This is a genomic window from Bacteroidales bacterium (assembly GCA_013314715.1).
Taxonomy (GTDB): Bacteria; Bacteroidota; Bacteroidia; order Bacteroidales; family GWA2-32-17; genus Ch61.
This window is the reverse complement of sequence record JABUFC010000015.1, coordinates 39877-58195: the sequence shown is the minus strand read 5'-3', so window position 1 is coordinate 58195 and position 18319 is coordinate 39877. Positions and strand designations below refer to the sequence as shown.

Annotated in this window: 14 protein-coding genes; 10 read left to right on the top strand and 4 right to left on the bottom strand. The window is 32.1% G+C overall.

Annotated features, from left to right (window positions below):
• The first annotated feature begins 177 nt into the window (after positions 1-177).
• From HPY79_05205 to HPY79_05190, 4 genes are all read left to right on the top strand, one after another.
• Complete coding sequence (locus HPY79_05205; GenBank protein NSW45192.1) at positions 178-1413, top strand: hypothetical protein; 1236 nt, start codon at positions 178-180, stop codon at positions 1411-1413.
• A gap of 177 nt (positions 1414-1590) precedes the next feature.
• Positions 1591-2412 (top strand): abortive infection family protein, encoded by an 822-nt coding sequence (locus tag HPY79_05200; protein ID NSW45191.1) that lies wholly within the window; start codon positions 1591-1593, stop codon positions 2410-2412.
• Between the two features lie 21 nt (positions 2413-2433).
• A complete protein-coding gene (locus HPY79_05195) occupies positions 2434-2685 on the top strand; it encodes a hypothetical protein (protein NSW45190.1) in 252 nt (83 codons plus the stop codon).
• A gap of 782 nt (positions 2686-3467) precedes the next feature.
• Complete coding sequence (locus tag HPY79_05190) at positions 3468-5504, top strand: T9SS type A sorting domain-containing protein (protein NSW45189.1); 2037 nt, start codon at positions 3468-3470, stop codon at positions 5502-5504.
• 28 nt (positions 5505-5532) lie between these two features.
• Here the strand turns inward: HPY79_05190 and HPY79_05185 are convergent, their stop codons facing one another.
• The 3 genes from HPY79_05185 to HPY79_05175 are packed head-to-tail and all read right to left on the bottom strand — an operon-like array spanning position 5533 to position 8746.
• Positions 5533-6456: an exopolyphosphatase gene (locus tag HPY79_05185; GenBank protein NSW45188.1), complete on the bottom strand. Its 924-nt coding sequence runs from the start codon at positions 6454-6456 to the stop codon at positions 5533-5535.
• Positions 6457-6477: 21 nt separating this feature from the next.
• Positions 6478-7812: an ABC transporter permease gene (locus tag HPY79_05180; GenBank protein ID NSW45187.1), complete on the bottom strand. Its 1335-nt coding sequence runs from the start codon at positions 7810-7812 to the stop codon at positions 6478-6480.
• Positions 7799-8746 carry an ABC transporter ATP-binding protein gene (locus HPY79_05175; protein ID NSW45186.1) on the bottom strand — a complete coding sequence of 316 codons (948 nt, stop codon included), beginning with the start codon at positions 8744-8746 and terminating at the stop codon, positions 7799-7801. Before HPY79_05175 ends, HPY79_05180 begins: the two co-directional genes overlap by 14 nt.
• A gap of 130 nt (positions 8747-8876) precedes the next feature.
• Here HPY79_05175 and feoB point away from each other — a divergent pair, with 130 nt between their 5' ends.
• The 4 genes from feoB to HPY79_05155 all read left to right on the top strand — a co-directional run bounded on the left by feoB (position 8877) and on the right by HPY79_05155 (position 12869).
• On the top strand, positions 8877-11327 hold the full coding sequence (feoB, locus tag HPY79_05170; protein NSW45185.1) for a ferrous iron transport protein B: 2451 nt from the start codon (positions 8877-8879) through the stop codon (positions 11325-11327).
• A gap of 222 nt (positions 11328-11549) precedes the next feature.
• Positions 11550-12017, top strand: a complete 468-nt coding sequence (locus tag HPY79_05165) for a hypothetical protein (protein ID NSW45184.1) — start codon at positions 11550-11552, stop codon at positions 12015-12017.
• Positions 12007-12189 (top strand): hypothetical protein, encoded by a 183-nt coding sequence (locus HPY79_05160; protein ID NSW45183.1) that lies wholly within the window; start codon positions 12007-12009, stop codon positions 12187-12189. The genes HPY79_05165 and HPY79_05160 overlap by 11 nt, the downstream gene beginning before the upstream one ends.
• Positions 12190-12191: 2 nt before the next feature.
• Complete coding sequence (locus HPY79_05155; GenBank protein NSW45182.1) at positions 12192-12869, top strand: hypothetical protein; 678 nt, start codon at positions 12192-12194, stop codon at positions 12867-12869.
• A gap of 1 nt (position 12870) precedes the next feature.
• Here the strand turns inward: HPY79_05155 and HPY79_05150 are convergent, their stop codons facing one another.
• Positions 12871-13632: an MBL fold metallo-hydrolase gene (locus HPY79_05150; protein ID NSW45181.1), complete on the bottom strand. Its 762-nt coding sequence runs from the start codon at positions 13630-13632 to the stop codon at positions 12871-12873.
• Positions 13633-13830: 198 nt separating this feature from the next.
• On the opposite strand from HPY79_05150, the gene HPY79_05145 reads away from it, so the two are divergent.
• Both HPY79_05145 and HPY79_05140 read left to right on the top strand, forming a co-directional pair.
• Positions 13831-15654, top strand: coding sequence for a type IIA DNA topoisomerase subunit B (locus tag HPY79_05145; GenBank protein NSW45180.1), 1824 nt, complete (start codon positions 13831-13833; stop codon positions 15652-15654).
• Between the two features lie 4 nt (positions 15655-15658).
• The gene (locus HPY79_05140) at positions 15659-18319 is read left to right on the top strand and encodes a DNA gyrase/topoisomerase IV subunit A (protein NSW45179.1); all 2661 of its coding nucleotides are present in this window, start codon (positions 15659-15661) and stop codon (positions 18317-18319) included.

Below are 18319 nucleotides of genomic sequence, written 5' to 3'. Positions count from 1 at the left end.
TCAAAATTTATTAAAAATAAAATCATGCACGGTTTCTAACCCGCTGCAAGCCTCATTTTTGCTTTAAACATAGTGCTTTGACAATAATGATGAAAGTCGGCAAAAACGAAGGCCTGCAGCGCTTCCGATAGCGGTCATTTGTAAAATAGAGACTATACGCTATTAAAAGATTAAATTATGGATAATAAAGAGTACATAAGTGAATTTGAAGAATTGTTGAAAATAAAGGATTTTCATAATAACAAGAAGATGAAAATGGCATTTGATTGTACTTATGAAAAAATAGCTAAATCAATAAAAGAAGAATATACACAAAATATTAGTGAAAAAATAAATAGATGGGTAAGCGTGACACATGTTCAATATTTTAAAGATACAAAGTGTATTAGATATTACTTTCAAGCAAAAATGCTCTATCGTGATGGGTTTTATGAAGCAGCCATTATTCTCTCTCGTTCAATCTCCGAAATGATATGTTATGATTTACTATCAAAAACTTCACATCCTTTTGGTGATCTTGATTCTTTAGATATTCCAATGTTCCGTACATTTGTTGATTTTCTTGTAATTCCCAAAGAAATAGAAAAGAATGATTTTGATGCCCAAATTATTAAAAAAATAGATGATCTAAATATTAGAAATCTATTAAAGTCTTCTTACTTACTAGACAAACAAAATAATAAGTATTACTATAAAATAGAGAATGGCAAAGGCAAAAGTAATTTAAAGAGAATAATTGAGGCAATTAATTTTGTTGGTTTTACTAAAACTGACAATTTTTCAATTGATACAAGACAAATATTACATAATCTTTATGATATTGGAAATTTATATGTTCATTCAAAAAAAAGTAAAAACACTCCCCAAAAAGATTCTTATGAATGTCTTAATATGTTAGCTCATATTTTATCAGATATTTATGGACTTAAATCAGGTATTACTGAATTAACTGGAAAAAACATTAAATCAGGTTATACTGATTTCCCTGATATTTGTCAAGGAATGAACTTTGCTTTTGAAGTAGCAATAAATCCAGAAGATGCTTACAGAATTTATTGTAATATACCTAATAGAATATATTTTGACAAACTGTTTAAATCTGTTGGTACTTGGATTGGAGAATGGGAAAACGAGAGAAAAGAAATTACAAAGGGTATTTTAACTTTTTCATTAAGAACTCCGGAACACTTAGTTGCAAATATTAAATATGAAAGAGATAAAATGGAAATTATTGAAGAATTGGAAATAAAATTATTTGACAACTATATTCATCTAATTGGGTTTGATGAAAAAGATATGAAGCATAGGAAAGGTAAGCATATTTATTTTGAATTACATTTCTTTAAAGAAAATCTTTTATTAGGAGAAAACATTGAATTCAGTGGAAAGGTTATTTTTGAACGTAAAAGTTAACAACGAACCGCTAACAAAGTGTATATGCCATAAGGGTTTTAGTGGGTATTCAAGCATTGTAGCCCGCTTCAACTTTTGTGTAACTTGATAGGAAATCGCCCGCAATCGGCAACTTTTCATAGCGTCGGCCGTTAGCGGGCATTGTAAAACGACTCTTCAATATTGACGAAATAAAAAATGGCAGATTTAACCTACATAGAACGAGCAACTATTGAAAGGTTTTTAGGGATGAAAAGTGGTTATGTAATGGACTTTTCTGACCGGACTTTTAAAGAATTTGTTGGCGAAGTGGTCGGACTTGACATTGATGATGAAAAATATCATTACGCATCAAACTCAAAAGCTAACCGCTTAAGACAGTTTATTAAAGTTGAATCAAACTATACAGTTGGAAAGTTACTCTCTGCGTTTTGTGACTATTGGCTTTCAAAAGTTCATACAGGAGAGCTTGACCCAAGAGACGAAGAAAACCTATACAAAGAATGCGTTAAAATTGCCGAAAGACTTAAACAAGAAAGCATTGTTGAACATATTGACGCAATTCAACCAAATGTTGACGACAGAGACTTTAAATTGCTTGCAAAATCAATAAGAGAAAGCATTGAGAAAAACGAACCCGAAGCAGCTTTAGACAGGCTTCATACTTTTACTTTTCGGTATCTGCGGGAACTTTGCGATAAACACAAAATCTCTTATGAAAAAACCGACTCATTAAATGCAGTTTTCGGAAAGTATATCAAATTTTTAACTGATAACAAGCAAATTGAATCTGCAATGGCAGAGAAAATTCTTAAATATTCAATCAATGTTATTGAAGCATTTAACGACATCAGAAACAATAAAAGTTTTGCTCACGATAATCCTGTATTGAATTATCACGAGAGTATTTTGATATTTAATAATGTTTCAAATACAATCAAATTCATTGAAACTATAGAAAAAAGTATAAAGAAAACAGTAGAACCAGAACAGGCAAACTGGAATGATTTGCCATTTTAATAACCTTAAAACTAAAACAAAATGAGAGTTTTTATCAAAAGACTGTTTGACCAAAACGGGACAGAAACAGGAGCAATTCTAAGTGTTGTATTTGGAGCACCCACCACAATTCAACAAAAGAACATTATTGAAAGCCGACTTATTCAATATGCTTTCGACAAACTTTATCCTGAAGAAGGATTAAATATTTATCGTGATATGTATATTGACACGCCATCAATTACAGTAATAAAAAACATTAACGACCTTTCTGAACAAAACATAAATATTTGACAGATAGTAAAATAACGACCCGCTAACAGCGTGTATGTGCCAATAGCGGGTGCAGTGGTATATCGAATATCTGTGTTTCTAAGAAACTTTGTGCTAAGCGGACAGGAAAGTGCATCTAATCCGCTACTGCACATACACGCCAACCGATAGAGAGCAATACGCTTCGCTTTACGGTTTTTCGATTTAAAATTTCTGTGATATGGAGAAGTTTTAAAGCGGGTTGAAGGTTCTAACCTTTTTGAGCATGGGCAAGAGATTGGTGAGAAATTTCTAAATTCTCAAAACCTATTGCTCTCTCCCGAATACTCGGGACGGCTTCGGAAATAATCGAGCTCTGGATAACGTTCTTTGTTCGATGCCTATTCCCGCATGAAGCGTACAGCTTCTATCACGAGAATTGGTGTAACAGAGCCCGATTAGGATGCAGCTTCGCCCTTTACTGTTTTGCAAGCAAAACATCGGACTCTGCTGCACCAACTAAGCGTAGCGTTCTCACCGAAGGTAATTCCGAAGCCGTTATCCAGAAAATAATGATAGTTGTGGGTCGTAATTTTTTTAGTTTTAACAAATGACTGATTTAACCATTGCCATAAATCAATTTTTACAATAAATTTTTCGAAAGAGCTTTAATGTTTGAGAAAATATATTTACCTTTACCATAGAAGTTGGGTTTTTAATTGACAACATAAAATTACTTCATTTTTGAAGTGTTACCAACTCCTACTTTTTTAATTTTTAAAAATTATTTTTATACGGACGTGAACTTTACTAAAAAATTTAGTATGAGAAAATGGTTTACCTTTATAGTTGTTTTTTCATCAATATATTCATTTTCACAAACATTGCCACTACCGGCTAGAAATCCTCAAGCGCTGAATGGATCGCAAATAGTGGCAAAGCTTACACCACTATCTTTAACCGCTCGAGAAGACACTATTTTTAACGAAATAAAAAATGGAAATATTCCTGATTTTTTGCGAACATTAGTACCAGTTTACGATACCGTAATGGTTTCGGGCACAACTTATTATGTAACATATTTTGTTACTCCCGATTATATGGCATTGGGCTGCGATAGCGACTATTTTCTTTGTCCTATGACACCACTGCTGGCTCAAAAAATCGCCGATTATATGGGTTTTAGCTTACCCACACGCAAAATGTCAGACATAATCTGGAAGAATGCAACCGTAAAAATGTCTCCTCAAACCATACCCCCAAGTTCACAAATGACAACTGTTCCGGTCTTTGCAAAACACGATTCTATGGTATGGGCACAGCGACAAACTTTTTTTCCGCAACATCCTTTGGGCGAACTGGTAGCAGGCGATAAAAAAGATGTTATCATCTCCAATCATATATATGGTAATCCTGCACCGGGTAGGGTTGTTATTTATGGCTGGCATTATCAGAACGGAACACCCATTCAGCCTTTATATTATGGACACGAAGAAACCTATGCCGACTATAGTCATGGTATTCGACTTATTCAGAATGAATTGCTTGTAAACGGATGCATGAAAACTGTACAAGAAATATTAACTTCCTCTACCTTGAACAGCCTTTTAAGCGATGAAGGAAGCATTGCAACGCCTCGTTACCCCGTTACACCTCCTAATATTGCAACTCCAACAGCATGGGGTGTTTTTAGTAATGGAATTAATCAAATTGTGCTTAAGGTTAAATACGATAGTACGGTTTGGGGCTATAATGTTGCATTAAGCAATGATGGTAAATGTTTCTCAATACCGCAACATCGTCAAGGTAACAATATCCTTTTTTCAGTACCAACATCTGATAGCTTATATTACTTTAAAATAGCTGCTATTAGTAACAATGGTGGAGTATCACCTTATTCAGAAGTTTTATCTGCTAATATCGGGAATTCTTCGCCTGAATACATTATTGTAAATGGATTTGACAGAAATACAGGTGCCAATACATATGATTATGTTATTCAACATGGAACAGCATTACATCGTATAGGACGTACGTTTCATTCAATAACAAATGAAGCTTGGCAAATGCAATTAGTCAATATCAACGATTATGATGCAGTAGATTTTATTCTGGGCGAAGAAAGCAGCGTAAACGAAACTTTTTCAAACACTGAACAACAGTTATTTGCCCAAATCCAAGTTCCTTATTTTGTTAGTGGTTCTGAAATTGGCTGGGATCTGGATCATCTAGGTTCAAGTTCCGACAAGGATTTTTATTACCAATATTTATTTGCCAATTATGTTGAAGATGCCCCCAATAATCAAGCTTCGACATATTACAATGGCATAGTATCCATACCATCGCTCGTGAATATGCCTTTTACTTTCGATAATGGTACACATGGCACTTACAATGTTCGTTATCCTGATGTCGTATCGGCAATAAGTCCTGCATATAATTGGGGCTACTATTCGGCATTTCCCAATAAATCGCTTGGAACTTACATCATGCACAAAATGGTCTATATGGCTGTGCCCTTTGAGTGTATTTATCCTGCATCTACCCGCGATAGTCTTATGTTTTGGATTGATTATATTTTATTGGGCAATACTTCTAATAGTTATCAGTATATGGAACATAATACAATACTCTTCCCTATCCCAGCCTATGATAATATCATAATTAAAAATAATTTTTTTGAAATTATGCATATTGAAATATTTAATTTACTTGGAGAAAAAGTGTATAGCTATATGCCCTTTAATAATTTTAATGGTGAAGTTCTGTTAAATGTTTCTAATTTACCATCTGGTATATATTTAATGAAAATAAGCAACAAAGATATATCTATTGTAAAACGCTTTAGTATTAGTAAATAAATAGTTACATTTATTGATCATTCCACATTTACTTTAAAAAAGTTTGAAACCAAACTCCTTCTTTAATGGCATAAGCAGAATGAAATACATACTGGCATTTAAAAAACTCAAGTACAATGCGAATAAACAAAGCTGCAATAGGAATCATCTCAAGACGGCTCATGTCCATACCTTGAATGTCCTTACGTTGTTCAGATGACGATATAATTAACAAATCGAGCAAACGTCCAAATTGCATAATGTTTAAAGCATTCCAGGTCTGCGATAAATCTAAAGGTTTTCCTACTTGCTTAAAATGTAATATATTGCTGATAGTATCAAACGAGCCCGATGATCCAACTAAAGTGTTGGTGGGATAACTTTCTAATGCTGTTTTTAAAGTGGCTAATTCGTTTCGAATAAACAATGCAATTTGTTCAATTTCTTGAGGCGTCATTGGGTCATTAGGATGAAAATGTTCAATTAATCGTGAAATTCCTAATTTATAACTTTCTTTCCAAAATATTTTTTCTTTATTAGCAATAATCAATTCGTTACTTCCACCTCCAATATCTAACATTAAGACTTTTTTATCGGTTAATGGAACCGCTTCACGAATACCATAATAGATATATTCTGCTTCTTTATTTCCATCAATAATTTCAACAGTAGAATGAATAATGTTCTCTATTTCGGAAGCTAATTGCGGTCCGTTTTCAGTTGTTCTAAATGCTGATGTGGCTATTATTTTAGTGCGGTGTACATGGTATTGTTGAATCAAATTAGCATATTCTTTAATTGCTTCAATGGCTCTTTTGTATGCATCTGATGCAATAATATTATTGTTTAACCCTCCCTTGCCTATTTTTACTGTTCGTTTTTCGCGAATTATTTCATTCATTCTTCCATTGACCGCATTCGCAATAAGTAAATTAAAAGTATTCGTACCTAAATCAATAACCGCGCAATTCATATCTTTATTTTATTCAAATTCTTAATTATTCATTTTAATCCATTTATATAAATCTTTATAAGTAACTTTTTTACCATAAAGTAGAATACCGGTTTTATATATTTTTCCAGCCAACCATGTAGTAAAAATAAATGTTACAATCAATAAAGTTCCTGATAAAATAGCTTCTGACCATGGTACACCAAAAGGAATTCGCATCATCATAACCACGGGACTTGTAAGAGGTATAATTGAAAACCAAAATGCAATAGGTCCTTCGAGATTAGTTGTTATATTTGACATCATGACTATAGAAAGTATAAGCGGAATAGTTATAGGTAACATAAATTGTTGGGTGTCTGCCTCATTATCTACAGCTCCTCCAATAGCCGCAAATAAAGCCGAATACATTAAATAACCGAAAATAAAAAAGAATAAAAATGAACCTATCATTACTCCAAAATCGATCTGATTTAATGATTTGAAAATAGCCGAAACCTCATCTTCTGAAAAGTCTGCATGAATATTCGAGTTGTTGTTATTGGCTTTATTCATAATGCTAACGCTTTGTACTTGTTGTTTGAATATATCTTTATCTTTTACTATTAACGAAGAAGCTATACTTATTAAGGTAAATGTAAGTATCCCCCAAATAATAAATTGCGTTAGCCCTACCATTGCAATTCCAATAATTTTACCCATCATAAGTTGAAATGGCTTAACCGATGATATAATAACTTCGACTATTCTATTTGTTTTTTCTTCAATAACTCCACGCATAACTTGAGCACCATACATAAAAATAAACATATATATAAGTAAACCACCAATAAAACCAAGTATCATTTGCATATCAGACGATTTTTCTTCACGTGTACCATCGTCATTCAGTTTTACTACTCCTACTTTTACATCGGTTTTCACTGACTGAATAACCTCAGGGTCAATATTTTTTTTAATCAGTTTAAAACTTTCTATTTGGCTTTTTAATGACGATATAATGTGCATTCTTAATGATAAACTAGGTTGCTTGGGTGACGAAAGTGTAACAATAGGACTCGATAATATACTAGATGGAATATATAAAACAGCATAGTAATGATTTTTGGTCATCTCTTTTTCAGCTTTTTCGAGACTATAATTTTCTAAATAAAGAAAATGAATTTTTTCAGTTTCGGGTAAAAGTTGACGAAATAAATGCGAACTATCAACAACAGCGATAAGCTTATCTTCTTCATCTTCTAACGATGTTACCCACACCGGTACTACAAACAATGCAGCCATTAATATCGGTCCGAGTAAACTCATTACTATAAACGATTTTTTTCTGATACGAGTTATATACTCGCGATATATAATTAATTTAATTTTCTTCATATTTAACTGAATCTTTAGTTTGATTTACAACTTTAATAAATATTTCGTCCATGGTAGGTAAAAGTTCTTTAAATGAAACCATGGTTCCAACGTCGAGTAAAGCCTTAATAAGTGTATTAGTATGAACTTCTTTGTCGAGCAAACGTAGTACAATTTTATGAACTTGGTTGGTTTCTATATGGCTTATTATTTCGTATTGATAGCGATGAGCCATTTCAATAATATTGACAAAACCATTAAATTCTACTTCGTATAGGTGCTCTTTATAGAGTTGCTTTATTTCACTTACTTTACCATTTAATACATTTTTTGAAGAATTAATGAGCACAATTTCGTCGCATAATTCTTCAACCGAAGCCATATTGTGGGTAGATAACAAAATGGTTACACCTTCATTTTTCATATGAAGTAGTTCTTGCTTAATAAGATTGGTATTTATAGGGTCAAAACCTGAAAATGGCTCATCAAAAATTAAAACCGATGGCTTATGCAACACAGAAATAATAAATTGTACTTTTTGCTGCATTCCTTTCGATAATTCTTCAACTTTTTTATCCCACCAAGCAGCTATATCAAATTTATCGAACCATTTTTTTAATTCTTTTAATGCATCTTTGCGAGGCATACCTTTTAATTGAGCAAGATATAAAGCCTGTTCTCCTACTTTCATTTTTTTGTATAAACCACGTTCTTCTGGCAAATAACCAAATTGTATAATATCTCTACTCTGTATTAAATGATCTTTTAAATAAACGTGTCCTTCATCGGGAATTGTAATTTGGTTTATAATACGTATTAACGTAGTTTTTCCTGCACCATTTGGACCCAGCAATCCAAAAATGCTACCTTCTTCTACATTAAATGAAACATTCGATAAAGCTACTTTATTCGTATATGCTTTCGATATAGAATCAATTTTTAATAAACTTGACATGTTTTATTATTTGCTGCAAATGTACATAAGATTTTTAAATTCATTAAAAAAGCATGAAGCTAAAAATACCTAGTTTTGGGTATAGTTTAAAGTAAAAGAATGCCATATTTTTGCATAAATCTACTGTTTGATGCTACTATCGGAATTAAAACCTGGCGAAAAGGCGATTATTATTAGAGTTAAAGGACGTGGTAGTTTTCGTAAACGTATTCTCGAAATGGGGTTCGTTAAGGGTAAAATTGTAGAATATTTACAACAAGCTCCGCTCAACGATCCTATTGCTTTTAAAGTAATGGATTCAGAAGTAACATTACGAAAAAGCGAAGCATCATTAATTGAAGTAGAATACTTTAATCAAGAACTAAATATTAGAAACCCCAATGCTACTACTTTTGAACAAATATTAGAAGAAATACCAACATTGCGAGAAAAATCGCACACCATTCATGTTGCATTGGTAGGCAATCCAAATTCTGGCAAAACAACTTTATTTAACTATTGTACTGGACTAAGAGAACATGTAGGCAATTATAGTGGCGTTACAGTTGATTTAAAAAAAGGAACCTATCGATATAAAAATTATATTTTTGAAATTACTGATTTACCTGGCACATATTCACTTGCTGCTTATACGCCTGAGGAATTATATGTACGCAATCATTTAATGAACGAATTACCCGACGTTATAATTAACGTAATCGATAGTTCAAATTTAGAACGTAATTTATTCCTCACCACACAACTTATTGATATGGATATGCGCGTTGTGGTCGCTTTAAATATGTTTGACGAACTTGAAAAAAAAGGCGACCATTTTAATTATAGCAAGCTAGGGGCAATGCTAGGTATTCCAATGGTACCAACAGTTAGCTCAAAAGGACGAGGCATATTTGCACTTTTTGATCAAGTAATTGAAATATACGAAGATAAAAACTCATTATACCGGCATATCCATATTTATTATGGCGAAAACATAGAAAATGCAATAGAACTCATACAAAACGAACTTAAAAAAAATCGTAGTTTTCTTGATCGTTATTCTTCGCGTTATGTTGCATTAAAATTACTCGAAAAAGATAAAGACATAGAAAATATTATAAACAAATGCCCTAATTACAAAGAGATAAAACAAATTGTCGAACGTCAAATAAAACATTTAGAAAAAGATTTCGGAGAATCAGTAGAGACTATTATTACCGATGCAAAATATGGGTTTATTGAAGGTGCACTTAAAGAAACCTACAAAAAAAATAAGCAACCGCTAAAACAAATTTCAAAAAAAATAGATAAAGTACTCATTAACCGCTATTTGGGACTTCCTATATTTTTCTCTTTATTATGGCTAACTTTTGAAGGAACCTTTTTTATTGGGCAATATCCAGTGATGTGGATTGAAAAAGCAGTCGAACTTTTAAGTACACTTGCAAACAATAACTTACCAGATAGTATTTTTAAAGATTTACTTATTGATGGAATTTTTAATGGTGTTGGGGGAGTTCTTGTATTTTTACCTAATATCCTACTTCTTTTCTTTTTTATTGCCATAATGGAAGATACAGGCTATATGGCTCGTGCAGCTTTTATTATGGACAAAGTAATGCACATCATTGGTTTACATGGCAAATCGTTTATCCCATTATTTATGGGATTTGGCTGCAATGTGCCCGCTATAATGGCTACCCGAACAATCGAAAGCAGAAATGATAGAATCGTTACAATGCTTATCAACCCCTTTATGTCATGTAGTGCACGTTTGCCTATTTATATTTTAATTACTAGCACATTTTTTAATCATCATGCAGGAACGGTTATCTTTCTCATTTATATTGTTGGAATATTATTGGCTGGTATTATTTCATTATTGTTTAAAAAAACTTTTTTTAAGAAAAATGAAGTCCCATTTGTGATGGAATTGCCACCCTATCGTATTCCTACTTCCCGCAATTTATTACGTCATATGTGGCAAAAAGCCAAACAATACTTAAAAAAAATGTCGGGCATTATTTTAGTTGCTTCTATAATTATATGGACGTTAAGTTATTATCCTTTTAGTCCCAAAAATAAGCCACAAATTCATAAAATTGAGCAACAAATTCACAATAAAATTCTTTCATCTGAACAAAAACAAGATTTAAATAAGTTATATATTGCCTATAAACAATATAATATTCAATACTCATATTTAGGTCAAATTGGTAAAACAATTGAACCCATAATGGCACCTCTCGGGTTCGATTGGCGTATTACTGTTAGCTTACTCACCGGAATTTCAGGTAAAGAAGTGGTTGTTAGCACCATGGCTGTTTTGTTTAATGAAAATGATTTAAGTAACAATCAAACATCACTTAACCAAGCTATTTTAAAAGCTAAAGACAGCGACGGCAATATTTTATTTTCAATTCCAACAATATTCGCCTTTTTAATGTTTGTCTTAATTTACTTTCCTTGTGTAGCAGTTATTGCTGCCATAAAAAAAGAATCTGACAATTGGAAATGGGCTATATTTGAAATTATATTTACAACTTCGTTAGCTTGGTTTATAGCTTTTTTAACTAAAAATATTTTAACATGGCTACTATAATTTTCGATTTTATTGGTATTTTTATTATTATCGTTTCGTATATGTACGCAATAAAAAAAACATGGCAATTTTTTCATTCTAAGAAAAATTCAACATGTAACAGTTGCCAAAATAGATGTACAATAAAATAAACAAAACTAAGTTAAAAAATATTCGTATATACCTATTGAAATTTATTTTTTTAAGTATTAAATTTGTTCAGAAAATAATTGAGTTTTATATATGAAAATTTTTTTATTTATATTTCTTAGCCTGTTAGTGTCGTATATAGCTAAAAATCAAACGGTTATAGAAATGACACATCCAGGTGATGCCAATTTGGTATTGCTGGTTGTAGATAAACCCGAAGATGCCGATATTGTTGTATATAAAACCGATAAAAAAGAAGAATACGAAGAGTGGAATTGTAAATGGAAATTTAAAAAGTGGGGATTCTCTAACTTCTCTGTTTATTTAACTAAAAGCACAGAAGACAGTCTTTTACATGATGATGATATGGGTATTCAATACAATATACAAGGACGTGTTTTCTTTACCGATAAAAAAGAAGAAGCCGGATATAAAACACCAGGGTTCCAACTCGAAGGTGTTTTACGAAGAGTAAGTACAAATGATTCGCCAGAAAGTAAACAAAGTAAAGCAAAAGCCGCTGAAAACGACGAAAAGCAAGGAGAAAAAGATGAAGAATAAAATTATCATCTTTAGCATTTTTATAGTTCTTTTTATATTATTTAATTTTTGTAGAACGACTCCTCCTTCTAAAGTTAAAATTATTGAAGAACGTGATCCTGTTGTTAAAAATTTAGAAGAAAAAGACTCAATGCGTATTATCTCACCAGACACACTTCATAAAAATAAATAATATTGATATACAGAATATTAATAAATATTATTTTATTATTTACTTTAACTAATCTTTTTTTTAAATGCTACGCACAAAATTCTAAAGTTATTATTAATCATGAATATATAAAAAAAAATCAAATTAAAAATATTAGATTTTTTGTACCTATTAACATTGAATGGATTAAATTACACCCAGCTTTTAGTCCTCAAATAAACATAAAAGAGTATATTGCCGATTACGATAATGATGGTTATTGTTATAAACTTATGTGGCGTTTATGCAGCTGGGATAGCACACTTCAAAATATTGATACTACTTTAAGCTCGTTGGAACATTATTTATATTTTAAATATCAAAACCATAAATTACAACGTTTAGATGCTATAACTTTTTCTAAAATTAATTATGTAGATTTTAATTATTTCGAAAATAAAGTCATAAGACACATTGCATATACAGAAAACAACCAAGTTAAAACCCAAATTGATACTATATTAGATACAATAATTCAACAAAATATTTTAAATCCATACGAATGGTCAATTTATCCATATTATCAAATGTTAATAATTAATGACGAATGGGGACCTTATTTTTATTTAAACAATATTCCTTTACCTTATTTTGATAATGAGCTTAATGCTAATGATATAATTATTGAAATTTACCCTGGACTTTTGGTGCGAACGCAATAGTTTACAAAGTTAAAACAAGTCCGTCGTATGCCATTCTAATATGTTTAGGTAGTTCAGCATTAATTTTGTGATGAAATCCCATTAAATGACTAATATGAGTTAAATATGTTTGCTCAGCACCAACTTTATTAGCTATTTCTATTGCTTGCTGCAAATTAAAGTGTGAAATATGTTCTTTTTTACGTAACGCATTAATTACAAAGCATTTTACTCCCCTAACCTTTTGTAATTCTTTTTCTTCTATAAAATTTGCATCGGTAATGTAGGCAAAATTATGAATGCGAAAACCTAAAACAGGCAATTTATAGTGTAATGCTCGTATAGGAATAATATTTATATGGTCAATAAAGAATGGATTTTCGTTAATTTCGTGTAAGGTCATCTGAGGGATACCAGGATATTTGTCTTCAGCAAAAACGTATGAGTATTCAATTTGCAAAGCATGGAGCACTCTCTTTTCGGCATAAATATCCATTGGTTTTTTATAAAGCCAATTAAACGAACGAATATCGTCTAAACCGGCAATATGATCTTTGTGTTCGTGTGTAAATAATATCGCATCTAATTTCTTAACATTTTCGCGCAACATTTGTTGTCGAAAATCGGGTCCTGTATCAATAACAATAACTTTACCAGCAACTTCTATCATTACGGACGAGCGTAAGCGTTTATCGTGCAAATCATTTGATTTACAAACATCACAATCGCACGCAATAACAGGTACCCCCTGAGATGTACCAGTACCAAGAAAAGTTATTTTCAAATTGACTTATTTTAAAGTTCTTTTAACGAACAAATTTATAGTAAAAAAATAATTAAAAATAAGATATATCTCATTAAAATAGTTGAAACAAAAATTTAATATTATCTTAAAATGTCAATAAATCGGTGTATAAATTGTTGATTTTTTAAATCTTTTCCAGCTTTAAAAAACATTATCTTTGTGAAAATTATTTGGCAGATGGTCGAAAACTACTCAGAAGATTCAATCAAAACGCTCGATTGGCGTGAACACATACGCAAACGTCCGGGAATGTATATCGGTAAACTTGGCGACGGCAGCTTTAGAGACGATGGTATATATGTGCTTATTAAAGAAGTAGTCGATAACTCAATCGATGAATTTGCAATGGGATATGGCAAAATGATTGAACTCGAATGCAATAACCAACAAATTCACGTTAGAGATTATGGACGAGGTATTCCCCTCGGAAAACTACTCGATGTAGCATCTAAAATGAATACCGGTGCTAAATACGATTCAAAAGTTTTTAAAAAATCAGTTGGTTTAAATGGTGTGGGTATAAAAGCGGTGAATGCTCTATCTCAATCGTTCATCATTCGTTCATACCGCGATAAACAAATGCGTGAACTGGTATTTTCACGTGGCGAACTTATTAGCGATCATCAATCGAATAGCAATAAACCCAATGGTACCGAAGTTATTTTTGTGCCCGACTCAGAACTCTTTGGCGATTTTCATTTCAATCTCGATTACATTGAAACCATGGTAAAAAACTATGTTTTTCTAAATCGAGGCTTAAAAATTCAATTCAATCAACAAGATTATATATCGGTCAATGGTTTAGCCGATTTACTAAACGAAAATCTTAATACCGAAGCACTATACCCCATCATTCATCTTATTGGCGAAGACATCGAAATAGCATTTACACATGGCGATAGTTATATCGACGAATATTTTACTTTTGTCAATGGACAACATACAACACAAGGAGGAACTCACTTATTAGCATTTAAAGAAGCTTTTGCTAAAACCATTCGTGAATTTTATAAAAAAGATTTTGATGTTGCCGACATAAAAACTTCGCTTATTGCAGCTTTGAGCATTCGAATCGAAGAACCCGTTTTTGAATCGCAAACAAAAACCAAACTTGGCTCAAAAGATGTAGGACCCAATGGTCCCAGTATTCGAAATTTTATTGGCGATTTTATCAAAGAACAACTCGATAATTATTTACACAAAAATCCACAAACCGCAGAAATTTTACTTCAAAAAATATTAGAATCTGAAAAAGAACGAAAAGCCATTTCGGTTGTACAAAAAAAAGCACGCGAAACGGCTAAAAAAGCAAGCTTACACAATAAAAAATTACGCGATTGTAGAGTACATTTTAATTCAAACCACGAACTTAAACTCAATTCAACGCTTTTTATTACCGAGGGCGACTCTGCCAGCGGCTCTATTACTAAAGTACGCGATGCAAATGTACAAGCTGTTTTTAGTCTTAGAGGAAAGCCCGAAAATATTTTTGGTAAACCCAAACGCATTATATACGAAAACGAAGAGCTTAACCTCTTAATAGCTGCGCTTAATATTGAAGAAGGCATTGACAACTTGCGATACAACCAGGTTATTATTGCTTCTGATGCCGATGCCGACGGTTTACACATTCGTTTATTACTTATCACTTTCTTTTTACAATATTATCCCGATTTAATTAAAAACGGACACTTATACATTTTACAAACTCCCTTATTTAGAGTTCGCAACAAACAAAAAACTATTTATTGCTATAATGAAGTAGAAAAAGAAAAAGCCATTAAAGAACTGGGACGAAACGTAGAAATAACTCGATTCAAAGGTTTGGGCGAAATATCACCCGACGAATTCAAAAAATTTATAGGCAAAGACATGCGTCTAGAACCCGTTAAATTAAGTAAAAACGATACCATAAATCAATTACTCACCTTTTATATGGGCAACAATACACCCGAACGCCAAGACTTTATTATCAACAACTTGCAACTGGTAGAAGACTAAAATTATGACAGACGAAACATTATATAATAACGAATTAAACGATAACTTTGACACGGCTGAAAATAAACCGATAGAAAAAGAAAGCCAGCACGCACAAATTGCCGAAACCAAACTTTCGGGATTATATAAAGACTGGTGGATCAATTATGCTTCGTATGTAATTTTAGAACGAGCGGTTCCTCACCTCGACGATGGTCTCAAACCAGTACAGCGTCGCATACTACATGCTATGAAGCGAATGGACGATGGTCGTTACAACAAAGTAGCCAATATTATTGGCTATACCATGCAATATCATCCTCATGGCGATGCAAGTATTGGAGAAGCACTGGTTCAACTCGGTCAAAAAGATTTACTCATCGATACGCAAGGTAACTGGGGAAATATTTTAACAGGCGATAGCGCAGCTGCACCTCGATATATCGAAGCTCGTTTATCGAAATTTGCCAATACCATTTTATTTAATCACAAATTAACAGAATGGAAATCATCATACGACGGACGTAACCAAGAACCTGTTACCTTACCTGTTAAATTCCCATTACTTTTAGCTCAAGGTGTTGAAGGAATTGCAGTAGGTTTAGCATCTAAAATATTACCACATAATTTCAACGAACTCATCGATGCTTCTATTGCTTACCTTAAAGGCGAAGATTTTGAGTTGTATCCCGACTTCCCTACGGGAGGATATGCCGATGTGTCTAGATATAACGATGGTTTACGAGGTGGCATTATAAAAGTACGAGCAAAAATCAAAAAATTAGATAGCAAAACTCTTGTTATTAACGATTTACCCTATGGCATTACAACCGATAAATTGATAGAATCAATAATAAAAGCAAACGATAAAGGCAAAATAAAAATTAAGAAAATAGATGATAATACTTCCGACAACGTAGAAATTATTTTGCAACTCGCCCCCGGTGTTTCGCCCGATGTTACTATCGATGCCCTCTATGCTTTTACAGCGTGCGAAATATCTATTTCGCCCAATGCCTGTGTTATTAGCAATGGTAAACCTTTATTTTTAGGTGTTAAAGACATTTTAAAAGCAAGCACCGACCGCACGCTTCAACTTTTGAAAAAAGAATTACAAATACAATTAAGCGAACTACAAGACGAATGGCATTTCTCTTCACTCGAAAAAATCTTTATTGAAAATAAAATATATAGGCTTATCGAAGAGTGTGAAACGTGGGATAGTGTTGTCGAAACTGTTTATAAAGCTTTATTACCTTATGAAAACAAACTTTTAAAACCTATAACAAATGACGACGTACTCAAACTTTTAGAATTGCATATTAAACGAATTTCTAAGTATAATACTTTTGAAGCAGATAAACATATAAAAGATATCGAAACCAATATTGATGAAGTTAATAATCATTTATCTAATATAGTAGCTTATACCATTCAATATTTTAGAAACATAAAAAAAGCTTTTGGCAAAGGCAAAGAACGTAAAACAGAACTCCGTAGTTTTGAAAATATTGAAGTTACAAGAGTTGCTATTGCTAATGCAAAACTCTATGTAAATAGAGAAGAAGGTTTTATCGGAATAGGTTTAAAGAAAGATGAATTTGTATGTGAATGTTCCGATATTGACGATATCATAGCGTTTACTGCAGATGGAAATTATATTATTACCAAAGTTAGTGATAAGGCTTTTATTGGTAAAAACATAATTTATGTCAATGTGTTTCAGAAAAATGACAAACAAACTACATATCATATTCTGTATCGTGATGGTAAATTCGGGCCTGTATATTTAAAGCGTTTTCAAATAACAGGAATAACTCGCGACAAAGTATATAATGCAACACAAGGAACAGAAGGAAGTAAAATTCTTTGGTTTTCGGCAAATAAAAGCAACGAAACCGAAATTATCAGAATTATTCTTAAACCCAAGCCTAAACTTAAAAAATTAGTTTTCGATGTGAATTTTGCTGATTATGCGATTAAAGGTCGAAATGCACAAGGAAATATTATAACTCGTCATGAAATTCATAAAATTCAACTAAAAGATAAACAAATTTCTCAAAATACAGGCATTCATTTATACTTCGATGAACAGGTAAAACGACTTAATACTAATGAAATAGGAATAGATTTGGGAATATTTAACACCAACGACCGAATTTTAATTTTAACACAATCTGGACATTATCGAACTTATATTCCCGATATCAATGTTCACTTCGAAGACGATATGGTGTTTATAGAAAAATATAACCCAACTCGTATTTTTACCATTATTTATTACGATGGCGAAAGTGGTTTTCATTATATTAAACGTTTTAAACCCGAAATTACCGATAAGCTTATTTGTATAATAAGTAACCATCCAAAATCTAAAATGGTTCAATTTAATACCGACTATTATCCCCGCTTAAACCTTACCTACGGCGGTAAACATAAAAATCGTCCTGATGAAATCATTGATGTTGAATCGTTTATTGGAGTTAAAAACGACAAAGCTATAGGAAAACGGCTTACACCTTACGAAATATCAAAACTCACCTGGTTAGAACCCATAAAAAAATTTGAGCCAACACCTATCGTTCAGGATATAAAGCAAGAAGAATTATTCGAATTACCTGGCATATCTGCACCCACAGATATTATAGATGAAGATCAAATAGAACAAATGAAACTCGATTTATAA

Bases quoted from the DNA above. Each gene is read 5' to 3' on its own strand.
- HPY79_05205 (NSW45192.1), top strand. From the start codon at position 178: ATGGATAATAAAGAGTACATAAGTGAATTTGAAGAATTGTTGAAAATA.
- HPY79_05200 (NSW45191.1), top strand. From the start codon at position 1,591: ATGGCAGATTTAACCTACATAGAACGAGCAACTATTGAAAGGTTTTTA.
- HPY79_05195 (NSW45190.1), top strand. From the start codon at position 2,434: ATGAGAGTTTTTATCAAAAGACTGTTTGACCAAAACGGGACAGAAACA.
- HPY79_05190 (NSW45189.1), top strand. From the start codon at position 3,468: ATGAGAAAATGGTTTACCTTTATAGTTGTTTTTTCATCAATATATTCA.
- HPY79_05185 (NSW45188.1), bottom strand. From the start codon at position 6,456: ATGAATTGCGCGGTTATTGATTTAGGTACGAATACTTTTAATTTACTT.
- HPY79_05180 (NSW45187.1), bottom strand. From the start codon at position 7,812: ATGAAGAAAATTAAATTAATTATATATCGCGAGTATATAACTCGTATC.
- HPY79_05175 (NSW45186.1), bottom strand. From the start codon at position 8,746: ATGTCAAGTTTATTAAAAATTGATTCTATATCGAAAGCATATACGAAT.
- feoB (NSW45185.1), top strand. From the start codon at position 8,877: ATGCTACTATCGGAATTAAAACCTGGCGAAAAGGCGATTATTATTAGA.
- HPY79_05165 (NSW45184.1), top strand. From the start codon at position 11,550: ATGAAAATTTTTTTATTTATATTTCTTAGCCTGTTAGTGTCGTATATA.
- HPY79_05160 (NSW45183.1), top strand. From the start codon at position 12,007: ATGAAGAATAAAATTATCATCTTTAGCATTTTTATAGTTCTTTTTATA.
- HPY79_05145 (NSW45180.1), top strand. From the start codon at position 13,831: ATGGTCGAAAACTACTCAGAAGATTCAATCAAAACGCTCGATTGGCGT.
- HPY79_05140 (NSW45179.1), top strand. From the start codon at position 15,659: ATGACAGACGAAACATTATATAATAACGAATTAAACGATAACTTTGAC.